Annotated in this window: 15 protein-coding genes; 6 read left to right on the top strand and 9 right to left on the bottom strand. The window is 72.0% G+C overall.

Annotation, left to right across the window (positions count from 1 at the left end):
- The first annotated feature begins 4 nt into the window (after nucleotides 1-4).
- A complete protein-coding gene (locus tag ETD85_RS32025; RefSeq protein ID WP_138693545.1) occupies nucleotides 5-1,465 on the top strand; it encodes a benzaldehyde dehydrogenase in 1,461 nt (486 codons plus the stop codon).
- Nucleotides 1,466-1,519: 54 nt separating this feature from the next.
- Nucleotides 1,520-3,313, top strand: coding sequence for an ABC transporter substrate-binding protein (locus tag ETD85_RS32030; RefSeq protein WP_138693546.1), 1,794 nt, complete (start codon nucleotides 1,520-1,522; stop codon nucleotides 3,311-3,313).
- Here ETD85_RS32030 and ETD85_RS32035 read toward each other — a convergent pair.
- The 6 genes from ETD85_RS32035 to ETD85_RS32065 all read right to left on the bottom strand — a co-directional run bounded on the left by ETD85_RS32035 (nucleotide 3,254) and on the right by ETD85_RS32065 (nucleotide 9,201).
- Nucleotides 3,254-4,033: an SDR family NAD(P)-dependent oxidoreductase gene (locus tag ETD85_RS32035; protein WP_138693547.1), complete on the bottom strand. Its 780-nt coding sequence runs from the start codon at nucleotides 4,031-4,033 to the stop codon at nucleotides 3,254-3,256. The genes ETD85_RS32030 and ETD85_RS32035 overlap by 60 nt on opposite strands.
- On the bottom strand, nucleotides 4,033-4,863 hold the full coding sequence (locus ETD85_RS32040) for a polysaccharide deacetylase family protein (protein WP_138693548.1): 831 nt from the start codon (nucleotides 4,861-4,863) through the stop codon (nucleotides 4,033-4,035). The genes ETD85_RS32035 and ETD85_RS32040 overlap by 1 nt, the downstream gene beginning before the upstream one ends.
- Nucleotides 4,856-5,989, bottom strand: coding sequence for a C45 family autoproteolytic acyltransferase/hydrolase (locus ETD85_RS32045; RefSeq protein ID WP_206058805.1), 1,134 nt, complete (start codon nucleotides 5,987-5,989; stop codon nucleotides 4,856-4,858). The genes ETD85_RS32040 and ETD85_RS32045 overlap by 8 nt, the downstream gene beginning before the upstream one ends.
- 12 nt (nucleotides 5,990-6,001) lie before the next feature.
- On the bottom strand, nucleotides 6,002-7,381 hold the full coding sequence (locus tag ETD85_RS32050; RefSeq protein ID WP_206058807.1) for an MFS transporter: 1,380 nt from the start codon (nucleotides 7,379-7,381) through the stop codon (nucleotides 6,002-6,004).
- A gap of 23 nt (nucleotides 7,382-7,404) precedes the next feature.
- Nucleotides 7,405-8,211, bottom strand: coding sequence for an SDR family NAD(P)-dependent oxidoreductase (locus ETD85_RS32060; protein ID WP_138693552.1), 807 nt, complete (start codon nucleotides 8,209-8,211; stop codon nucleotides 7,405-7,407).
- Nucleotides 8,212-8,352: 141 nt separating this feature from the next.
- A complete protein-coding gene (locus ETD85_RS32065; protein WP_138693553.1) occupies nucleotides 8,353-9,201 on the bottom strand; it encodes a bifunctional methylenetetrahydrofolate dehydrogenase/methenyltetrahydrofolate cyclohydrolase in 849 nt (282 codons plus the stop codon).
- Between the two features lie 246 nt (nucleotides 9,202-9,447).
- Here ETD85_RS32065 and ETD85_RS32070 point away from each other — a divergent pair, with 246 nt between their 5' ends.
- Genes ETD85_RS32070 through ETD85_RS66030 form a run of 3 tightly spaced genes read left to right on the top strand, consistent with a single transcriptional unit; the run spans nucleotide 9,448 to nucleotide 16,186 of the window.
- Complete coding sequence (locus ETD85_RS32070) at nucleotides 9,448-13,869, top strand: glycoside hydrolase family 38 N-terminal domain-containing protein (protein ID WP_240779569.1); 4,422 nt, start codon at nucleotides 9,448-9,450, stop codon at nucleotides 13,867-13,869.
- A complete protein-coding gene (locus ETD85_RS32075) occupies nucleotides 13,866-15,032 on the top strand; it encodes a DUF7158 domain-containing protein (protein ID WP_138693555.1) in 1,167 nt (388 codons plus the stop codon). The genes ETD85_RS32070 and ETD85_RS32075 overlap by 4 nt, the downstream gene beginning before the upstream one ends.
- Nucleotides 15,032-16,186 carry an ROK family protein gene (locus tag ETD85_RS66030; protein ID WP_240779570.1) on the top strand — a complete coding sequence of 385 codons (1,155 nt, stop codon included), beginning with the start codon at nucleotides 15,032-15,034 and terminating at the stop codon, nucleotides 16,184-16,186. The genes ETD85_RS32075 and ETD85_RS66030 overlap by 1 nt, the downstream gene beginning before the upstream one ends.
- Before the next feature lie 184 nt (nucleotides 16,187-16,370).
- Here ETD85_RS66030 and ETD85_RS32090 read toward each other — a convergent pair whose 3' ends face one another.
- The 3 genes from ETD85_RS32090 to purN all read right to left on the bottom strand — a co-directional run bounded on the left by ETD85_RS32090 (nucleotide 16,371) and on the right by purN (nucleotide 18,846).
- Nucleotides 16,371-16,556 carry a hypothetical protein gene (locus ETD85_RS32090; RefSeq protein ID WP_240779571.1) on the bottom strand — a complete coding sequence of 62 codons (186 nt, stop codon included), beginning with the start codon at nucleotides 16,554-16,556 and terminating at the stop codon, nucleotides 16,371-16,373.
- Between the two features lie 119 nt (nucleotides 16,557-16,675).
- Entirely contained in the window at nucleotides 16,676-18,220 is a 1,545-nt protein-coding gene (gene purH / locus ETD85_RS32095; RefSeq protein ID WP_138693556.1) for a bifunctional phosphoribosylaminoimidazolecarboxamide formyltransferase/IMP cyclohydrolase, read from the bottom strand.
- The gene (gene purN, locus ETD85_RS32100) at nucleotides 18,217-18,846 is read right to left on the bottom strand and encodes a phosphoribosylglycinamide formyltransferase (RefSeq protein WP_138693557.1); all 630 of its coding nucleotides are present in this window, start codon (nucleotides 18,844-18,846) and stop codon (nucleotides 18,217-18,219) included. The genes purH and purN overlap by 4 nt, the downstream gene beginning before the upstream one ends.
- 145 nt (nucleotides 18,847-18,991) lie before the next feature.
- Here purN and ETD85_RS32105 point away from each other — a divergent pair, with 145 nt between their 5' ends.
- A complete protein-coding gene (locus ETD85_RS32105; RefSeq protein ID WP_240779572.1) occupies nucleotides 18,992-19,342 on the top strand; it encodes a hypothetical protein in 351 nt (116 codons plus the stop codon).
- Nucleotides 19,343-19,511: the final 169 nt, after the last annotated feature.

The following is a 19,511-nucleotide window of genomic DNA, read 5'->3' on the forward strand; positions in this document are numbered from 1 at the left end:
CACCATGACGTTCCTCGACCCCAAGATCTGGACAGGATCGATCTTCGACGGCGGCTGGCGGGCCTCGCGGGCCGGGGACGCGCCGGTCGTCGAGCCGGCGACAGGTGACGAGCTCGGCCGGGCCGGTACGGCAGGCGCCGACGACGTGGCGGCCGCCGCCGTACGGGCGCGCAAGGAGCAGCGGGCCTGGGCCGCGACGCCGTACGAGGAGCGGGCGGCGCTGCTGCGGCGGGCCGGGCGGCTCTTCGAGGAGCACGCGCAGGAGATCCAGGACTGGATCGTCCGCGAGTCGGGCGGCGTGCCGGGCAAGGCGGGCTTCGAGACCCACGTGGCGGCGCAGGAGTGCTACGAGGCGGCGGCGCTGGCCTCGCAGCCGCTCGGCGAGGTGCTGCCGACGGCCCGCAGGCGCCTCAGCTTCGCCCGGCGCGTGCCCGCCGGGGTGGTGGGGGTCATCGCGCCGTTCAACTTCCCGCTCATCCTGGGCATCAGGTCGGTCGCGCCGGCGCTCGCGCTGGGGAACGCGGTCGTGTTCAAGCCCGACCAGCGCACCGCCGTGTGCGGCGGGTTCTCGATCGCGCGGGTCTTCGAGGAGGCCGGGCTGCCCAGCGGGCTGCTGCACGTCCTGCCCGGCGGCCCGGAGGCCGGGCAGGCGCTGGTCGCCGACCCGAACATCCCCGTGATCTCCTTCACCGGCTCCACCGCGGCCGGGCGCAGGGTCGGCGAGGCCGCGGGGCGCCTGCTCAAGCGGGTGCACCTGGAGCTGGGCGGGAACTCGGCGCTCGTCGTGTTCGACGACGCGGACCTCGAACCGGCCGCCTCGGCGGGCGCGTGGGCGTCGTTCTTCCACCAGGGGCAGATCTGCATGACCTCGGGCCGGCACCTGGTGCACGAGGCCGTGGCCGACGAGTACGTCGAGCGCCTCGCCGCCAAGGCCGCCGCGCTGCCGGTCGGCGATCCGGCGACCGGCCAGGTCGCGCTGGGCCCGCTCATCGACGCCGGGCAGCGCGACCGGGTGCACCGGCTGGTCACCGAGAGCGTGGCGGCCGGGGCCAGGCTCGCCGCGGGCGGGACCTACGACCGGCTGTTCTACCGGCCCACCGTGCTGGCCGGGGTGACGGCCTCCGCGCCCGCGTACGCGGAGGAGGTGTTCGGGCCGGTGGCGCCGGTGATGACGTTCTCCTCGCTGGAGGAGGCGGCGGCGCTGGCCGCCGACTCCGAGTACGGCCTCTCGCTCGGCATCCTCACCCGCGACGTGATGAAGGGCCTGGCCCTGGCCGACCTGGTGCCGACCGGCATCGTGCACATCAACGACCAGACCGTGGACGACGAGGCGGTGGCCCCGTTCGGCGGGGTGGGGGCCTCGGGCACGGGCACGCGGTTCGGCGGGACCGGGGCGAACATCGACGCCTTCACGGAGACGCAGTGGGTCACCATGCAGGGTGACGTCGCCGCATACCCCTTCTGACGTCGGATTTCCTCACAATGGCGATATCGGGCATGTGCCCGGTATCGTCGCTAGATGGGGAAACGTCTCGAAGCCGAGCCTGCGTTTCGAGCCAGGCTCACGGTGGACGCCGCACAGCGCGTCCACACCGGCGCCGCCGCGTTCTTCGCGGGCGAACGCTCGCTGGTCGGCCATGCCAGGCGGGCCGCCGAGGAGTCTCCCGGCGTGCTGCGCTACTACTGGCGGGGCGCGGACCGGCACCTGTACCGGGTGACGATCGAGGTCTCCGGCACCGAGCGCGGCACGGTGACGGGGCTGGAGGCGCAGCGGTGCGAGCCGCCGTGGGGGCTGACCCAGCGCGAGCACGAGGTGCTGACCTGCGTGGCGGTCGGGATGACGAACCCGGAGACGGCCGCGCGGGTGGGCTGCGGCACCCGTACCGTGGGGACGCATGTCGAGCACGTGCTGGCCAAGCTGGGCGCGCCGACCCGGGCGGCGGCCGCCGCGCTCGCGGTGGCCGAGGACGCGCTGCTGGCGCCGTTCCCCGGGCCGGACGGGTTCGAGCTCACCGCCGTCGGGCGGGTGACCAGGGACGGCGCTGACCTGCCCGTCCCCAGAGCGCCGTCGGCGGCGCGGGGCGGCGCGCGGCGGCCCATCAGGCTGGGGGCGATCTACCCGCTCGACGGGCCGCGGCGGTTCGACGCGCTCGCGATGCGGAGGGGCGCGGCGATCGCCGTGGAGGAGCTGAACGCCAGGGGCGGCGTCGGCGGGCGGCGCGTCGACCACCTCGCCATCGAGGTCTCCGGCGACGCCGACGGCGACCTGCTGGACGCGGTGGAGTATCTGCGCTCGCACGACGTGGACGCCATCACGCTGGGCAACGTCAGCCCGCGCCACCACCTCGGGGCGATCACGCTGGCCGCCGAGTACCGGGCGCCTCTCATGCACTCCATGGTCGCCCCCGTCATCACCGAGCACGTGCACGACAATCCCGGCGTGCTCGGGCAGACGTTCCAGGTGTGCGCGACCGAGACCGCGTACCTGTCGGGGTTCGTGCGCACGCTGGACCTGCTCACGCGCTCCGGGCAGTGGCGGCCGGACAACCGGCGGCTCGTGGCGCTGCTCCGCGCCGACGGCCACGACGCGGCCCAGGCGTACGGGCTCGACCGGCTCGCGGGCGCGCACGGCTGGGACCTGGCGGCCATGATGCCGATCCCGGACACGCGGGTGCCGTGGCCGGAGGTGGTCGCGTCGGTGCGGGCGCTCGACCCGGCCGCGGTCCTGGTGTGCACGTACGTGGAGGACGAGCTGCGGCGTTTCCTCCAGGAGCTGCGCGGCGGCGGGAGCCGCACGCTCGTCTACACGGTGTGGACGCCGACGATCCCGCGCTTCGAGGAACGGATGGAAGGGCTGGCCGAAGGGCTGCTGTGGTCCACGGTCATCGGGACGTACGGGGATCCGGTGAGCACCAGGTTCATGCAGCGCTACCGGCACGCGTACGGCGACGAGCCCGGCAGCGGCAGCGCGGCGATCCACTACGACATGATCCACATGCTGGCCGGGGCCTGGTCGGCGGTGGGGCGGCCGTGGGATTTCGGTGCCGTGGTGCGCTCGCTGCGGGAGGGCGTGCACCGCGGGGCCGCCGGGCCGTACTACTTCGGCGGTCGCGGGCAGCGCGCGCTGGTCTACCCCGACGACACCGCCGACGCCTCGCTGGCCCACGCGCATCTCGTCCACCAGGTGCAGGACGGCAGGAGCCGGGTCATCATGCCGGCCGAGCTGGCCAGGGACACCTTCCGCAGCCCCGGGCTAGGAGCGGGCCCGGCGCGGGGAACCGGCCCGGGGCTGGGCGCCGTCGGGCAGCCATGAGGGCGCGTTGACCGGCCCCAGGCCCGCGCCGCCGTCCGCCGCGAGCACGTGCCCGTTGACCCAGGCCGAGTCCTCGGAGCACAGCCACAGCAGGCTCGGCACGATGTCGGCGGGCGTGGCCACGCGGCCTGCCGGGCTCGCCGCGCGCACGGCTTCGACGTAGTCGCCGGGGACCGGGTTCAGCGGGGAGCCGACGTCCACGAAGCCGGGGGCGACGGCGTTGACGCGGATCCCGAGCGGTCCGAGCTCCAGCGCGAGCCCTCTGGTCACGGCCTCCAGCGCCGCCTTCGACGCCGCGTACACCGTGGTGCCCGGGCGGGGTCGCTGGGCGCCGCCCGTGCTGGTGAACACGACGGTGGCCGGGCGCGCGGCGCGTACGCACAGCTCGGCCAGGGTCGTCGCGGCCACCAGCGCGGAGCGGGTGTTCACGGCCACCACCGTGTCGAACAGCTCCTCGGTCGTCTCCAGCGCCCTGCGTGCCGGGAACAGGCCCGCGACGTGCAGCAGCGCGTCCAGCGGCCCGTGACGCTCCCAGGCGGCCACGACCGCCGCCCGCGCGGCCCCCTTCGCGCCGAGGTCGGCCACCACGTGCCGCGGGTGATCCGCCTCGACCGTGGAGCCCGGCGCGTCCACCGCCACCACCTCGTCGCCCCTCCGCTCCAGCGCGGCGCAGGCCGCGGAGCCGATGCCGCCGCTCGCGCCCATCACGAGGACGCGCATCAGGCGCCCGCCCTGACGGCCCTGGCGGTGTCCAGGCAGGTACGGAAGTCGAGCGGCCGGTCGAGGCAGGCGTCGAGGAAGCGTTCGAGGCCCAGCAGGCGATGCCCGCGCCCGATGACCTGCGGATGGAACGTCAGCACGCACACCCCGCCCGGCTCGTAGCGCAGCAGGTAGTCGATGTCGCCGAGGAAGTTGCGGAAGACGCTGTCCGGCTCGCGCAGCCCCGGCATGATCCCGTTGTCCGTACGCAGGTACTCGAACTGGGGGTAGTCGTCGAGCGACCACGACACCGGCAGCTCGACGAGCGAGGTGGGCTCGCCGAAGCGGTACGGGCCGTCCAGGTCGGGCACGTCGCCGCGCCTGGCGTAGTAGGGGGTGTAGTCGGTGGCCATGAGGCTGGAGTCGTACTCGCAGCCCAGCTCCAGCAGCACGTCCACGGTCGAGGGGGTGAAGTCCCAGCTCGGCGTGCGGTTGCCACGGGGGTCGTAGCCGGTGACCTTCCTGATCGAGTCGCGCGCCCGCGTCGCCGCGGCCAGCTCGCCGTCGCGGTCGAGCTTGGAGACCGGCTCGTGCAGGTAGCCGTGCAGGGCGATCTCGTGGCCTGCCTCCGCGATGGCGGCGCACTGGCCGGGATAGGTGTCCACGGTGTGCCCGGGGATGAAGAACGTGGCGGTGAGCTCGCGCTCGCGCAGCATCCTGAGGATCCGCGGCACCGCGTGCGCCCCGAACTCGCCGCGCGAGACGGGCCCCGGCGACGTCATCCCGCGGGCCAGCCAGAGCGAGATCGCGTCGAAGTCGAACGTGAGGCAGATGGTCGATCGGTCAGGCATGGTGCTCCCCTGCGTGGAAACGGGTCTCCGGGCGCGCGCCGGGCGCGAACACGTCGTCCAGGCGCCAGTGCTCATAGGGCCGCTCGCACGGCGGCGCCGCCGCGATGTACAGCTCGCGCAGGTCCAGGTCCATCAGCACCGAGTAGACCGAGGCGACCTCGTCGCCCTTGACCACGTCCGGGTTCACGTGGCGGCAGATGCCGTCGGGATAGGAGTAGTGGTCGCGCAGCGCGGCGACGATGTCGGCGAGGTCCAGGGTCCTGGCCGCGGCGGCGTCCTCCAGCAGGTGCCTGGCCCGCGCCGGCCGCAGCAGGGTCAGCGCCGACGTCGCGGCCTTCCTGTCCACCAGCGGCAGCGGGCACTGGAAGTGGTTGGAGTGGGTGATCAGCCCGTCCTGCGGCAGCATCGCGCCGAACACGTCCGGCGCCACCTCCAGGTCGATCGCCTCGCCTCCGGCGTCCGCGATGAGCAGGTTGCCGGAGGAGATCCGGCGCACGTCCAGGGCCTTGCGATGGGCCTCGCTCATCGTCCGCGACTGCAGGACGCCGCGCAGCAGATAGTGGTACGGCACGCCCGCCCCGCCGGTGTCGCGGTCGGAGACCAGCAGGTTCGCGCAGACGCCGAGGCCCGCCGAGTTGAGCCCCGACTTCGCCAGCATGCCCGCCTCGGCCAGGGTGAGCACGGAGAAGCCCTCGGTGTCCCTGGTCGCCAGCAGGAACGTGACCGGGCCCTGCTCGGGGTGCCAGTCCCAGTTCTGGGCGAGCAGCGTGTGGCCGCTCGCGGTGTGCTTGGGGAGCACGGCCACCGAGGTGCAGCCCTCGTCGCGGTAGCCGGTGCCGTACAGCATCTCGGTGCGGGCGTTGAGCGCGGTGATGTGCTCGACGGGGCGGCCCGCTCCGGCGGCCAGCCCCTCCAGCATGGCGGCGATGCGGGCGTCGTACTGCCTGGCCACGTCCAGGTAGGTCGCGCCCCAGCGCAGCACGTCCTTCGCGGAGAGCCCGGCCTGGTCGCGGAAGCGGCGCAGGTAGGTCTCCGTGCTGCGCTCGACCAGGTCGCTGGTGCGTCGGCCGAGCTCCGCGCCCATCTCCTCGTACGTGCCCTCGACCGCGATCAGCGGTGGGTTCATGATCAGGCTCCTTCAGTGCAGGCTTCGGTGTGCGCTTTCCTTCATGCCGAGCACCACCGCGAGCGTGACCGCGGCGGAGACGATCGGCAACAGGGCGGGCGACATCCCGGAGCCGGTGAGCTGCACGACTCCGGTGGCCACGAAGGGCGCGGTGCCGCCGAAGGCCATGACGGCGAAGTTGTAGCCGATGGACATGGTCGAATAGCGCAGCTTGGTGGGGAACAGCTCCGACAGCGCCGCCGGGCCGGGTCCCGAGAACATCGCCAGGATGACGGCGATGACGATCTGGCCTGCGTACACGCCGAGCGCCCCGCCGTTCTGCAGCAGCGCCATCACCGGCCAGCTCAGCAGCAGGAAGCCCGTCGCGGCGGTCAGCAGCAGCGGCTTGCGGCCGATCCGGTCCGACAGGGCGCCGAACGCCGCGATGCACACGGTCAGCGTCACGAGGCCGACGAGGTTCGAGGTGCGCGCCACGCCCGCGTCCACGCCCGCGACGTCGGTGAGCCAGGTGGGCAGGTAGGTGAGGAAGAAGAAGTACGCGACGGTCCAGAGCATCGTGAAGCCGAAGCCGCGGGCGATGCTGGGCAGCTGGGTGCTCAGGCCCTCGCGCAGCGGGCTCTTCGCGGTCGCGCCCTTGGCCTTCTCCTCGGTGAAGGCCGGGGTCTCCGCCAGGCCGTACCTCAGCCACAGCGCCGCGACCGCGGTGAGCGCCGACAGCAGGAACGGGATGCGCCAGGCCCACTCGTTCACCTGCTGCTCGGTGAAGATCGTGGCGTTGAGCGCGACGACCCCCGAGGCCAGCAGGAACCCGGCCGCCGTCGAGACCTGGTTGAAGCTGCCGAAGAACCCGCGCCGGCCGGCCGGGGCGTACTCGACCAGGAAGGCCGCCGAGCCCGCCCACTCGCCCGCCACCGAGAAGCCCTGCACCATGCGCAGGACGACCAGCAGCACCGGCGCCAGGACGCCGATGCTCTCGTACGTCGGGAGCAGGCCGATCAGGGTCGTGGCCGCGCCCATCAGCAGGACGCTGACCACGAGCGCGATCCGGCGGCCGAACTTGTCGCCGACGTGACCGAAGGTGATCGCGCCGAGCGGGCGCATCAGGAAGCCGACGGCGAACACGGCGAAGGTGTAGAGGGTGCCGACCAGGCCGTCGGACTCGGGGAAGAACAACCTGCCCAGGGTGGCCGCCGTGTAGGCGTACACGAGGTTGTCGTAGTTCTCCATGATGTTGCCGAAGCTGCCGGCGACCACCGCGCGCATCTTCGAGCTCTGGGGTCTGGCCGGGCCGCTCGGGCCGGCCGAGTTGGCCGGGCCGGCAGGGCCGGTCGGGCCGGCCGAGTTGGCCGGGCCGGCAGGGCCGGTCGGGCTGGTGGGGCTGTGGGCGCTCATCTGCTGGTCTCACTCTCAGGGGGTTATGAGGCGATGTATCCGCCGTCGACCGGCAACAGCACGCCGGTGACGAACGACGCCTGGGGGGATGCCAGGTAGCTGACTGCGGCGGCCACGTCGGCGGGGTCGCCCGGGCGGCCCATGGGGGCGCGTTCGACGCGCGGGCGCAGCTGCTCGTCGGACAGCTGCTGGAGCAGCGGGGTGACGAACACGCCCGGCAGGACGCTGTTGACCCGGATGCCCCTGCTCGCCAGCTCCACCGCGGCGGTCTTGGTCAGCATGTGCAGGCCGGCCTTGCTGACCTGGTAGGCGACGGAGGACGGCGGTGAGGGCGGCGGCGGGGGCGGGACGTGGCCGTAGATGGAGCCGATGTTGACGACGCTGGCGTGGGGGCTGGCGGTCAGGTCGTCGATGAACGTGCGCAGGCCGGTCCAGGGGGCCCACAGGTTGACGCGCAGGACCCGGTCCCAGTCGTCGTCCGTGGTGTCGAGCAGGTCCTTGCGGGCGCTGACGCCGGCGTTGTTGACGAGGATGTCCAGGCGGCCGTGGGCGGTGCGGACGGCTTGTGCGAACTGGTCCCAGGAGTGCCGGTCGGACACGTCAAGCGGGTGGTAGACGGGCACGCCGTCCGACCGGCCCGCGCTCTGGGCGGGTTGCGTGCTGTCGGAGGGGTGTGTGCCCTCGGAGGGCTTCTGCCAGGGTTTGTCGGCGCGGTCGCGCAGGTCGCCGTACACGACCCGGGCGCCGCGGGCGTACAGGCCGTCCACGATGGCGGCGCCCAGGCCACCGGCCCCGCCGGTGACGGCGGCGACCAGCCCGTCCAGCTCCATGGAGCACTCCTCTCGGCCTGCCCTACCCGCGTTTGTGCTGGTAGGGCACCTCGAGGACCATCCTGGGCCGACGCGCCGCCCGTCACCTCCGTCAAATGACGGATGCGCGCTCTCTTGGGAACGCGCGTGACGTCCGGTGGCCTAGTGGAGACGCTCTGCCGCCTCCACCACGTTGGACAGCAGCAGGGCGCGGGTCATGGGGCCGACGCCGCCGGGGTTGGGCGTGAGGAAGCCCGCGACCTCCGCCACGTCCGGCGCCACGTCGCCGGCGATCTTGCCGTCCACCCGGGACACCCCAACGTCGAGCACGGCCGCGCCCGGCTTGACCATGTCGCGGGTGATGAGCCCGGGCACGCCCGCGGCCGCCACCACGATGTCCGCCCGGCGCACGTGACCGGCCAGGTCCTGGGTGCCGGTGTGGCAGAGGGTCACGGTGGCGTTCTCGCTGCGGCGGGTCAGGAGCAGGCCGAGCGAGCGGCCTACCGTGATGCCGCGGCCGACCACGGCCACCTCGGCGCCCTTGACCGGCACGCCGTATTCCTGAAGGAGCAGCACGATGCCGTGCGGGGTGCACGGGAGCGGCGCGTCGACCATGTGGACGAGGCGGCCGAGATTGACCGGGTGGAGGCCGTCGGCGTCCTTCGCCGGGTCCATCCGCTCCAGCAGGGCCATCGTGTCGAGGTGCTTGGGCAGCGGGAGCTGGACGATGTAGCCGGTGCACTCGGCGGAGGCGTTGAGCTCGTCGATGGCCGCCTCGACCTCGGCCTGGGTGGCGGTCGCCGGGAGGTCGACGCGGATGGAGGCGATGCCGACCTCGGCGCAGTCGCGGTGCTTGCCCGCGACGTAGATCTGGCTGCCGGGGTCGTCGCCCACGAGGACGGTGCCCAGGCCCGGCGTGATGCCGCGCTCCTTGAGCGCGGCCACCCGGGTCGCGAGTTCGGCCTTGATCTTGGCGGCGGTCGCCTTACCGTCGAGTTTCACTGCGCTCATGCCGCAATCCTTCCATGCCGTCCGCGCGTTCCCGCCGCCGAGATGGCCGGAAGGACCGTACGGACTCCGCAGGCGAATCTGAGGGGCTGACACGACGGCGGCTCACGAGTTATCCACAGACGCCAGGCAGTTGCTCCCGGTTATCCACAGGCAATCGTTGACATCGTTGTCATTGATCTTGGAAGGGCTTAGGGTTACGGGCGCCAGCAACATGCTCACGGAGGTCTCCCCTTGCCTTTCCGCCTGTTGTCCGCAGAGTCGACCGATCTGTTCGTGGGCTCGCCCGACGAGCCGCACCAAGTGCTCCGCGTCACCGTGGCCGAGGCCGAGCGCAGGTCCTCGCTGGAGCTGCGCGGCGACGGCGTCCGGCTGGCCGCCCCCGTGACGGTCCCGCCCGCAGCGGGCGTGCTGGAGATCCCCATGGTCGTGTCGGCGACGCCGGGCACCACCGTCGCGTGCCTGCTCACGCTGGGCGGGGAGGAGTCGCTGGAGGTCGAGGTCACGGCGGAGGAGCCGGGCTGGACGATGTTCATGGTCTCCCATTTCCACTACGACCCCGTGTGGTGGAACACGCAGGCCGCCTACACCAGCCCGTGGGAGCTGCTCTCCGCCGACGCGACGACCAGGCCGCTCTATGAGCGAAACGCGTTCGCGCTGGTCGAGGCGCACATCGAGCTGGCGCTGCGCGACCCCGACTACCGTTTCGTGCTGGCCGAGGTCGACTATCTCAAGCCGTTCTTCGACACCCATCCCGAGCGGCGGGCCGACCTGCGCGCCCTCATGGCCGAGGGCCGGGCCGAGCTGGTCGGGGGCACGTACAACGAGCCCAACACCAACCTGACCGGGGCCGAGACCACCATCCGCAACCTGGTCTACGGCATCGGCTACCAGCGCGACATCCTCGGCGGCGACCCGCGCACCGCGTGGCAGCTCGACGTGTTCGGACACGATCCGCAGTTCCCCGGCTACCTCGCGGCGGCCGGGCTGACCGGCAGCGCGTGGGCGCGGGGGCCGTTCCACCAGTGGGGGCCGATCAGCAAAAACTTCAGGCAGGCCAAGAACGACGCGGCCCTGATGCAGTTCCCGAGCGAGTTCGAGTGGATCGCGCCGTCCGGGCAGGGGGTGCTGACCCACTACATGCCGGCCCACTATTCGGCCGGGTGGTGGATGGACTCCGCGCCGTCCCTGGAGGCGGCCGCCCTGGCGGTCTACGACCTCTACCGCTCGCTCAAGCCGGTCGCCGCGACGAAGAACATCCTGCTCCCGGTCGGCACCGACTACACCCCGCCCAACAAGTGGGTCACCGATCTCCACCGGGCGTGGGCGGCCCGTTATGTCTGGCCCAGGTTCGTCTGCGCCACGCCCGCCGACTTCCTGAGCGCCGTACGCGCCGGCCGGTCGTCCTTCAGCCCGCAGACCCGCGACATGAACCCCGTCTACACCGGCAAGGACGTCTCCTACATCGACACCAAGCAGGCCCAGCGCGCCGCCGAGGTGGCGGCGCTCGACGCCGAGCGGCTGTCGGCGTTCGCGGCCGCGCTCGGTCTGGGCCGCTACCCGCACACCGCGCTCGACAAGGTGTGGCGGCAGCTCGCCTACGGCGCGCACCACGACGCGATCACCGGCTCCGAGTCCGACCAGGTCTACATCGACCTGCTGACCGGCTGGCGCGAGGCGCACGACCTGGCCGCCGCCGCCCGCGACGCCGCACTCGACGCTCTGACCGCCCGGATCTCGGTGGACGAGCGCAGCGTGGTGGTGACCAACACCCTGCCCTTCGCCCGCGACGGCCTGGTCCGGATCCCCCTGCCGGCCGGCCAGACCCTGGCCGACCCGTCCGGGGCCGAGGTGCCCGCCGTGTCCGAGCGCGGCACGCTCGCCTTCCTGGCCCGCGAGGTGCCGTCGATGGGCTGGCGCACCTACCGCGTGGTCCCCGGCTCCCCCGGCGGCTGGCGGCAGACCCAGGCCGCCGCCACGCCGGGCCCCGTCACCATCGCGAACGAACGCTGGCAGGTCACGACCGACCCCGCCCAGGGCGGCGCGCTGACCTCGATCGCCGACCGGGCCTCGGGCCAGGAGCTCCTCACCGGCCCGGGTAACGAGCTACGCGTCTACCACGAATATCCCCAGCATCCCGACATGGGCGAGGGGCCCTGGCATCTCATTCCCACCGGCCGCGCCGTGGGGTCGGCGCAGGCGCCGGCGGCGAGCGTACGCACGGAGACGAGCCCGGTCGGCCGGCGCCTGATCGTCACCGGCCAGGTCGGCGAGATCGCCTACGAGCAGACCGTCACCCTGCTGACCGGCTCCGACCGGATCGACTTCGCCACCCGCGTGCTCGACCACACCGGCGCCGACCGGCTGCTCCGCGTCCGCTTCCCCGCCCTGGTCGAGGGCGCCCTTCCGGTGTCCGACGTGTCGGGCGCGGTGGTGGGGCGCGGGTTCGCGCTGCCCGACGTGGACTCGGCGGAGCATCCGTGGACGCTCGACAACCCCGCCAACACCTGGTTCGGCCTGTCCGCCACGGCGAAGGTCGATCTCGGGCAGGCGGGGGCGCGGGCGCTGGGCGTCGCCGAGATCGTCGTGCCGACCCTGGCCGACGCCCCGAAGGCCCGCGACCTGGTGGTGGCCCTGGCCAGAGTGGGCGTCACGGCCACCACGTCCTCCGCGCCCGGCACCCGCTACGGCTGGCTGGACGTCGACTCGAACCTGCCGGACGTACGCATCGTCCTGGGCGGCCCCGACGACAACCCCCTGGCCGCCGAGCTGCTCTCCCGGGCCGACCCGGCCTACCTCGACGCCATCAAGTCGGGGGCCTCCCGCGTCTGGGTGCCCGCCGCGCGCCCGCTGCCCGAGGTCTGGCAGCCGAGCGCCGACCTCCGCGATCTGCGCGCCCTGCCCGCCCTGATCGTCTCGGGCCCGATCGCCGACCTGGTGACCGACCTGGCCGACGCCACGATCGAGGCGGTCTGCCCGCTGGGCGCGGAACGGCTCGACGACCGCACGGTCGCCCTGCTCACCTACGGCCTGCCCGGCTTCGCGGTGGACCCGTCGGGGGCTCTGCACCTGTCGCTGATGCGCTCCTGCACCGGCTGGCCGTCGGGGGTCTGGCTGGACCCGCCCCACCGCACGACCCCTGACGGCTCGGGCTTCCAGCTCCAGCACTGGACGCACGAGTTCACCTACTCGCTGGCGGCCGGCCCAGGCGACTGGCGGGCACTGCAGCTGCCTGCCGCGGCGCAGGAGCACATCACCCCGCTCCATGCCCGCCTGGTGGACGCCGCCCAGCCCGGCGACCTCCCCTCGACCCACTCCCTGCTCACCCTCACGCCGGCCCGCGACGTCCTGCTCAGCACGCTCAAAGCCACCGGCAACCCACACGCCCACGGCCTGACCAGCACCGCCACCCCCGGCATCACAGGCTCGACCGCACCCCCGGCCGCGAGCTCAGCCGTGCCCCTCGCCTCAGGCTCGGCCAAACCCCTGGCCGCCGACAGCCTGGCTGCCGACACGGCCGAGCTCCTGACGGCCGCCGCGGCCGAGCCTCTGACCGGTGGTGGCGCGCCCACCCTGACCATCCGCCTGATCGAATCGACCGGCCTGGGTGTGGAGGCCGAGCTTGCCTCTCCCGTCCTCGCCCTGAGCGACCTCACTCATTCGGACCTCCTCGAACGCCCCGGCGGCCCGGTCACCAGCCTCCGCCTGACCGGCTCCGAAGTCGCCACCTACCTGGTCCCGGCCGCACCACCCGCAGCCGCACCGCCGACCGCTGCGTCCTCACCGACCTCGCACGGACCGGCCGTACCAGCGGGCTCGGCGACAGCACGCGGATCGGCGGTGACACCGGCTCCGCCCACGGGCTACGAGCTCGGCCCCACGACAGAGCAGGCCCAGCCCGTCTACAGCCGCTACTGGCTGCACAACAAGGGGCCCGCCCCGCTGGGCTACCTGCCGATCTCCATCGCCCTCACCCCCGGCCTCGTCACCTCGCCCGAGGGCCCCTTCGAGGTGGAGGCGGTGCTCTCCTCCCACCTGACGGACGAGCCCCACGAGGGCCTGGTCGAGGTGCGCGTACCGGAAGGGTGGAGCGCCACCCCCGCCCAGCGTCCCTTCCGCCTCGCGCCGGGCGGCCACCTCCGATTCCCGGTCACGGTGACTCCCCCGCCGTCTTCCGCAGAGACGACCCACGGGCTGTACTTCATCTCCGCCCGGACCTCGGCAGGCGGCCAGTCGTTCGAGGACGTCACCACCGTGGCCTTCGGAGACGCCCCGGAGCTTCCCGTGCCGGGCCCGCCTCCGGAGCACCACGCCGCCACCCGCGGCACCAAGTCCGCCGAGTCCCGCCCCACCGGCCTGGCCATCTCCGTCGTCACCGAAGCCCTGACGCTGTGTCCCGGCGACCGTACCTCCCTCGTGCTGCGGCTCACCAACACGACGTCCGACGAGATCCGCGGCGAGGCCCAGCTCGCCTCCCCCTGGGGCACCTGGTCCCTGCTCCCGCAGGTCATCCAGGGCTTCACGGTGGCGGCGGGCGCGGCGGTGGACGTGTCGTTCCCGGTCGAGGCGGCCGAGGACGCCGCCGACGGTCATTCCTGGGCGCTGGCCAAGGTCATGTGGTTCGGCCGCTGCCAGTACGCCCCGGCGGTGCGCCTGGAGGTGACCCGGTGACCCTCCACGCCCACGACCGGCCGCACACCACCGCCGCAGAAGACCCGGCCGCAGACGCGGGCCCGATCACCGGCCCCGCAGGTGCAGGTGCGAGTGCGGGTGGGGTTGCGGGTGCGGGTGCGATCATCGGCTGGGTCGGTGACCTTCCCATTCCGCGCAGCCGCCTTAATCAGCGCATCGCCGACCTGCGCAATGGTCCGCTCCGAGCGGCCCTGCCCGCGCCGGGCAGCTCCGAGGACCGGCAGCTCGCCCGATGGCTGACCCAGGTCATCCTCACCGAATCCCTCTGCGAGTCGACGGCTGCCGAGCTCGGCTTGCCTTCAGAGGAGGTGCCATCGCACCGTGCGGTGGCAGCCCGGCACCGTGCCGAGCTGTCAACGCACGGTGCTGAGATGGCAGCGCACCATGCCGAAGTGGCGCCACACCGTGCCGGGTCCCAGTTTGAGCGCCCGGACGCCCGACGCCTGCCCTGTGCTCAGACCGGGCGCGACGGCCGCCACCCCCCGCCCACCGTGCTCGACCGGGTGGCCGCCGTGGAGCTGGGCTCGATCAACGCCGCCGCCTACAACGGCAGCGTGTGGGTGCGCGCGATGTTCCAGCACGTCACCGCCTCGGTGACCGTACCTCCGGAATGGCGGCGACCCTCTAGGGAGCTTCCGCGCCCGCCACTTCACCTCGTACAGCACCGCCTTTTCGCCGACCGCTCGCGCGCCGACCTGGCGACCCCGTCCGATCTCGAACCGCTCGGCGCGGTGACGCTCGACTCCCTGCCGTCCGCCATCGCCGAAGCCATCCGACGCCAGACCTACGGCACGATCGTGGGGCCGGTGGAGGATGCGCTCGGCTGGCATGTCGCGGTGGCCACTCCGGCACCCGTACCAGAGGAGTTCGCGACGCCTCGGCCCACACGACAGGAGCACATGCCACACCAACCGGCCCCAGCCCTATCCATGTCCGGCCCATTCGCGGTCGGTTCCTCAGTGCGTGACCGAGCCGCGCCCAGACCAGAGACGGGCGAGCACGACTCGCCGCTGCTGGAATCTGCGCGGCGTCGAGCCTTCGCGCGATGGCTCGACGACATGCGTGCCCAGAAGGTAAGACTCGTCCCCGGCCTCGAACATCCTGGTGATCCTCGCCAGCCCGACAACCACCACAAACACTGATGACCTGCGTACTTGCCATTGATATCGGAGGAACCAAGCTCGCCGCCGCACTGGTGGACGAGGCCGGTTCCGTCCTGTTCTCCGCTACCCGGCCCACGCCGCGTACGGATGTCATGTCCGCCCTGGCGGCCCTCATCGCGGAGGTGACGGACACCGGCCCGCCGCCCGAGGCCGTCGGCATCGGCTGCGCGGGCCCCCTCGACCTCGCCGCCGGGACAGTGAGCCCGGTGAACATGCCCAGTTGGCGCGGATTCCCGCTGCGGGACGAGGTGCAGAAGCTGGTTGGGCTCCCCACCATGCTCGCGGGCGACGCCCAGTGCTTCGCTCTCGGGGAGCACTGGCTGGGGGCCGGCCAAGGGTGTACGTCGCTGCTCGGCATCGTCGTGTCCACCGGGATCGGCGGCGGTCTGGTGCTCGATGGCGCCCCGCTCCTGGGGCCGACCGGGAACGCCGGGCATGTCGGGCATATGAGCATCGACCCCAACGGCGAGCGCTGTGAATGTGGTGGCCGGGGATGCGTCGAGCGCTACTCCAGCGGCCCGAACCTGGTCCGGTGGGCCTTGGAGAACGGCTGGTCCCCTGGTGCCGTCCATAATTCGTCCGAGGGGCGATCCAGCGTCCCGCCCGGCAATCCGTCCGATGGCCGACCCACCGATTCACCCGGTGAGCCGTCCGATGGGCGATCCAAGGACCTGCCCGACGCCCCAGCCGATGGCAAATCCAACGATCCGCCCAGTGACCCATCCAGGTGGCAATCCAACGATCCGCATGTGACCCCATCCGGTGGCCCATCCAGCGAGTCAGCGGGGGTGTCGCGTGTGCCGGGTGAGAAGGCGGATGCGCGCATGCTCGCCGAAGACGCCGCCGCCGGGGATCCCATCGCGGTCGCGGCGTTCGAGCGCGGCGCCCGAGCGTTGGCCGGCATGATCGCCTCAACGGCCGCCGCCGCCGAGGTCACCACTGTGGTCATCGGCGGTGGGGTGTCGGGTGCGGGCAAGACCCTGTTCGATCCCCTGGAGCGCGCCCTGGACGACGTGGCCGGTCTGGCCTTCGTACGGGCCGTCCAGGTCAAGCAGAGCACCCTGGGCGTACGCGCCGCACTCGCCGGAGCGGCCAACCTGGCCTGGCGAGCAGTCCGGACACCAAGCGACTGAACCCGGCTATCGGACGATCAGGCGATCGAGACCGCGACCGGGCAGCCGAGACTGCGAGCGACGCACCGCTCAACACGCGCCTGCCGCCCCCGGAGGGACATCCCCATCCGGGGGCGAGACAGCCCAATGCGGCACCGGCCCCAGGGGGCGTTCCCTAGGCCCCGGCGGCGGCGTCGTGGCCGGGTTACTCGCGTTCGGCGGCGGCCTGGGCCTCGCGGCGCTCGATGATCCGGCGGGTGAACGGGATGACCTCCACGGCTCGGCTGCCGAGATAGGCGCCGATGAACGCGAGGACCAGGAGCACGAAGGGGCTGGTCGCAAAGCCGTTCATAGTGACGAACACCTGCAGGACCGCATCGAGCATTGCCATAGGGGAACTCCGGGGGAATGAGGCAGGAGAGGCAATCAGGCTAACCGGCGACAACCGGTGCTCGCCTCAAAAACGGCAAAAGGGCGACATGATCGACCATGTCGCCCTCAAGCGGACGATCAGTGGAAGAAGTGGCGAGTGCCGGTGAAGTAGAGAGTGATCCCGGCCTTCTCCGCCGCCTCGATGACCAGTTCGTCGCGGATCGAGCCCCCAGGCTCGACGATGAACCGGACCCCGGCGTCGATCAGCACCTGCGCCCCGTCAGGGAAGGGGAAGTAGGCGTCGGAGGCCGCGACCGCGCCCGCTGCGCGCTCGCCCGCCCTCGTAACCGCCAGGCGGCACGAGTCGACCCGGTTGACCTGGCCCATGCCCACGCCCACGGTGGCTCCGCCGCTGGCCAGGAGGATGGCGTTCGACTTCACCGAGCGGCTGGCGCGCCAGGCGAACTCCAGGTCGGCCAGCTGCTCGGGCGAGGCGGGCGCACCGGTCTTGAGCTCCCACTGCGTGGCCGCGTCGCCGGGCGCGTCCACCCGGTCCACCGACTGCACCAGCAGACCGCCGTCGATCTTGCGGAACTCGGTCGCCGACGCCGGGCCCTCGGCGCACTGCAGCAGGCGCAGGCTCTTCTTGCCGCGCAGCACCTCCAGCGCCTCGGCGTCGAAGGACGGCGCGATGACGACCTCGGTGAACACCTCGAAGATCTGCCTGGCCAGCTCCACCGTCACTGGGCGGTTGACCGCGATCACCCCGCCGAACGCCGACGTCGGGTCGCACGCGTGCGCCTTGCGGTGCGCGTCGGCCACGTCGGTGCCGATGGCGATGCCGCACGGGTTCTGGTGCTTGATGATGGCCACGCACGGCTGCGGGAAGTCCCAGGCCGCGCGCCAGGCGGCGTCGGAGTCGAGATAGTTGTTGTAGGACATCTCCTTGCCGTGCAGCTGCTCGGCGTTGGCCAGGCCGCCCGTGCCGGCCGTGTAGAGGGCGGCGCGCTGGTGGGGGTTCTCGCCGTAGCGCAGCGTGGCCTTGCGCTCGTACGTGGCCCCGTTGAACACGGGGAACTCGTCCTCGTCCGCCCCGTCCGACTGCGCGAACCAGTTCGCCACGGCCACGTCGTACGACGCCGTGTGGGCGTAGGCGATGCCGGCCAGCCGCCTGCGGTCGGTGAGCGTGAAGCCGCCCTCGGCCAGCGCGTTGAGCACCTCACCGTAGGCACCGGGGTCGACCACGACGGCGCAGGTGTTGTGGTTCTTCGCGGCGCCGCGGATCATGGCGGGCCCGCCGATGTCGATCTGCTCGACGCACTCCGCGTCGGACGCGCCGGAGGCCACGGTCTCCTGGAAGGGGTAGAGGTTCACCACGACCAGCTGGAACGGGTCGATCTCCAGCTCGTCGAGCTGGGCCACGTGGTGCGGCTTGGTGACGTCGGCCAGCAACCCGGCGTGTACGCGCGGATGCAACGTCTTGACCCGGCCGTCCAGGCACTCCGGGAACCCGGTGAGCTGCTCGACCTTCGTCACCGGGATCCCGTAGGAGGAGATCGCGGCGGCCGTGCCACCGGTCGAGACGATCTCCACCCCCGCGCCGTCGAGGGCCCTGGCCAGCTCCTCGAGCCCGGACTTGTCATAAACAGCGATCAGCGCGCGCCGGATGGCGATGCGAGTCACGTGGATTCCCCTCCTGATTGGTTGCCGATTCGGACGATACGTCCGCTTACCGTCCAGCCCTCCCGGGCCATCCGGCCGACGATGTCGACGAGCAGGCGCCGCTCGACGGTCTTGATGCGCTCATGCAGCTCCGCCTCGTCGTCCTCCGGACGTACGGGCACCGCTTCCTGCGCGACGATCGGCCCGGTGTCGATCCCCGAGTCGGCCAGCATCACCGTGCAGCCGGTCACCTTGACCCCGTGGGCCAGCGCGTCGCGCACACCGTGGGCGCCGGGGAACGAGGGCAGCAGCGCGGGGTGGGTGTTCAGCACAGGGAACGCGTCGAGCGTGGGCGCACCCAAAATTTTCATGAAACCGGCTGAAACCACCAGGTCGGGTTCGTACGATGCGATCTTGGCCGCGATGGCCGCGTCCCAGTCCGCCCGTGTCCCGTAATCGCGCAATTTTTCCACAAATGTCGGGACTTCTGCCTTCGACGCTCTGGCCAGCCCTTCGATCCCATCCCTGTCGGCGCCGACCGCTACCACGCGAGCGCCGTACGACGGGTCGGCAGAAGCGTCCAGCAGGGCCTGTAGGTTGGTTCCAGAGCCGGAGACGAGGACGACGAGCCGCCCAGCCTTAGACACGCACACTCTCCAAGTGGAAAACAGGGTGGGGGTGCCAGGGTATCTGTTCCTCGCCCGGCGACGCAGAGGAGGTCAGGTGTCGACACCGGTGCAGGCACCGGCAGGCCAGCAGCCCGCTGATTCAGCGGGCCGCCGAGCGATCTGGTTGTCCATCGCAGCGCTGGCCATGACGTTCATGTTGCCGCTCGCCGGCCTGGTCATGGCGCTGTTCGCGCTCATGGCCGGGATCCGCGCACTCCCGGCGCTGAAAGGCGTGGGCAAGCCCACGGGGATAGCCGTGAGCGGCATCACCATCTCCTCGATCGCGCTGGCGTTGTCCGCCGGGGCCACCGCGATGCAGCTCTACCTGATGGACGAATACTCGGCCTACCAGGAGTGCATGAAGGGGGCGGGCACGGTGTCCTCGCAGGGTGAGTGCTTCACCCAGTTCAGGGACGCCGCCGCGCGCAAGCTGCCGGCGGACGTGCTCGACGTGCTCGGCGCCATGCAGCCCTGACGTCCCCGGCACCCCTGCCGCAGGACCTCCGAGCCCTAACCGCAATGCCGGTTAGTTAGGGCTGGGTCTGGATCTGCGAGGCCCTTGGTGATCAAGACATGAGAACGGAGATCCGGTAGAACGGGTGATCTTCCCAAACCATCCGTCGTCCACTGGATCTCCGTTGAGT

It is taken from the genome of Nonomuraea zeae, from assembly GCF_005889725.1.
GTDB lineage: Bacteria > Actinomycetota > Actinomycetes > Streptosporangiales > Streptosporangiaceae > Nonomuraea > Nonomuraea zeae.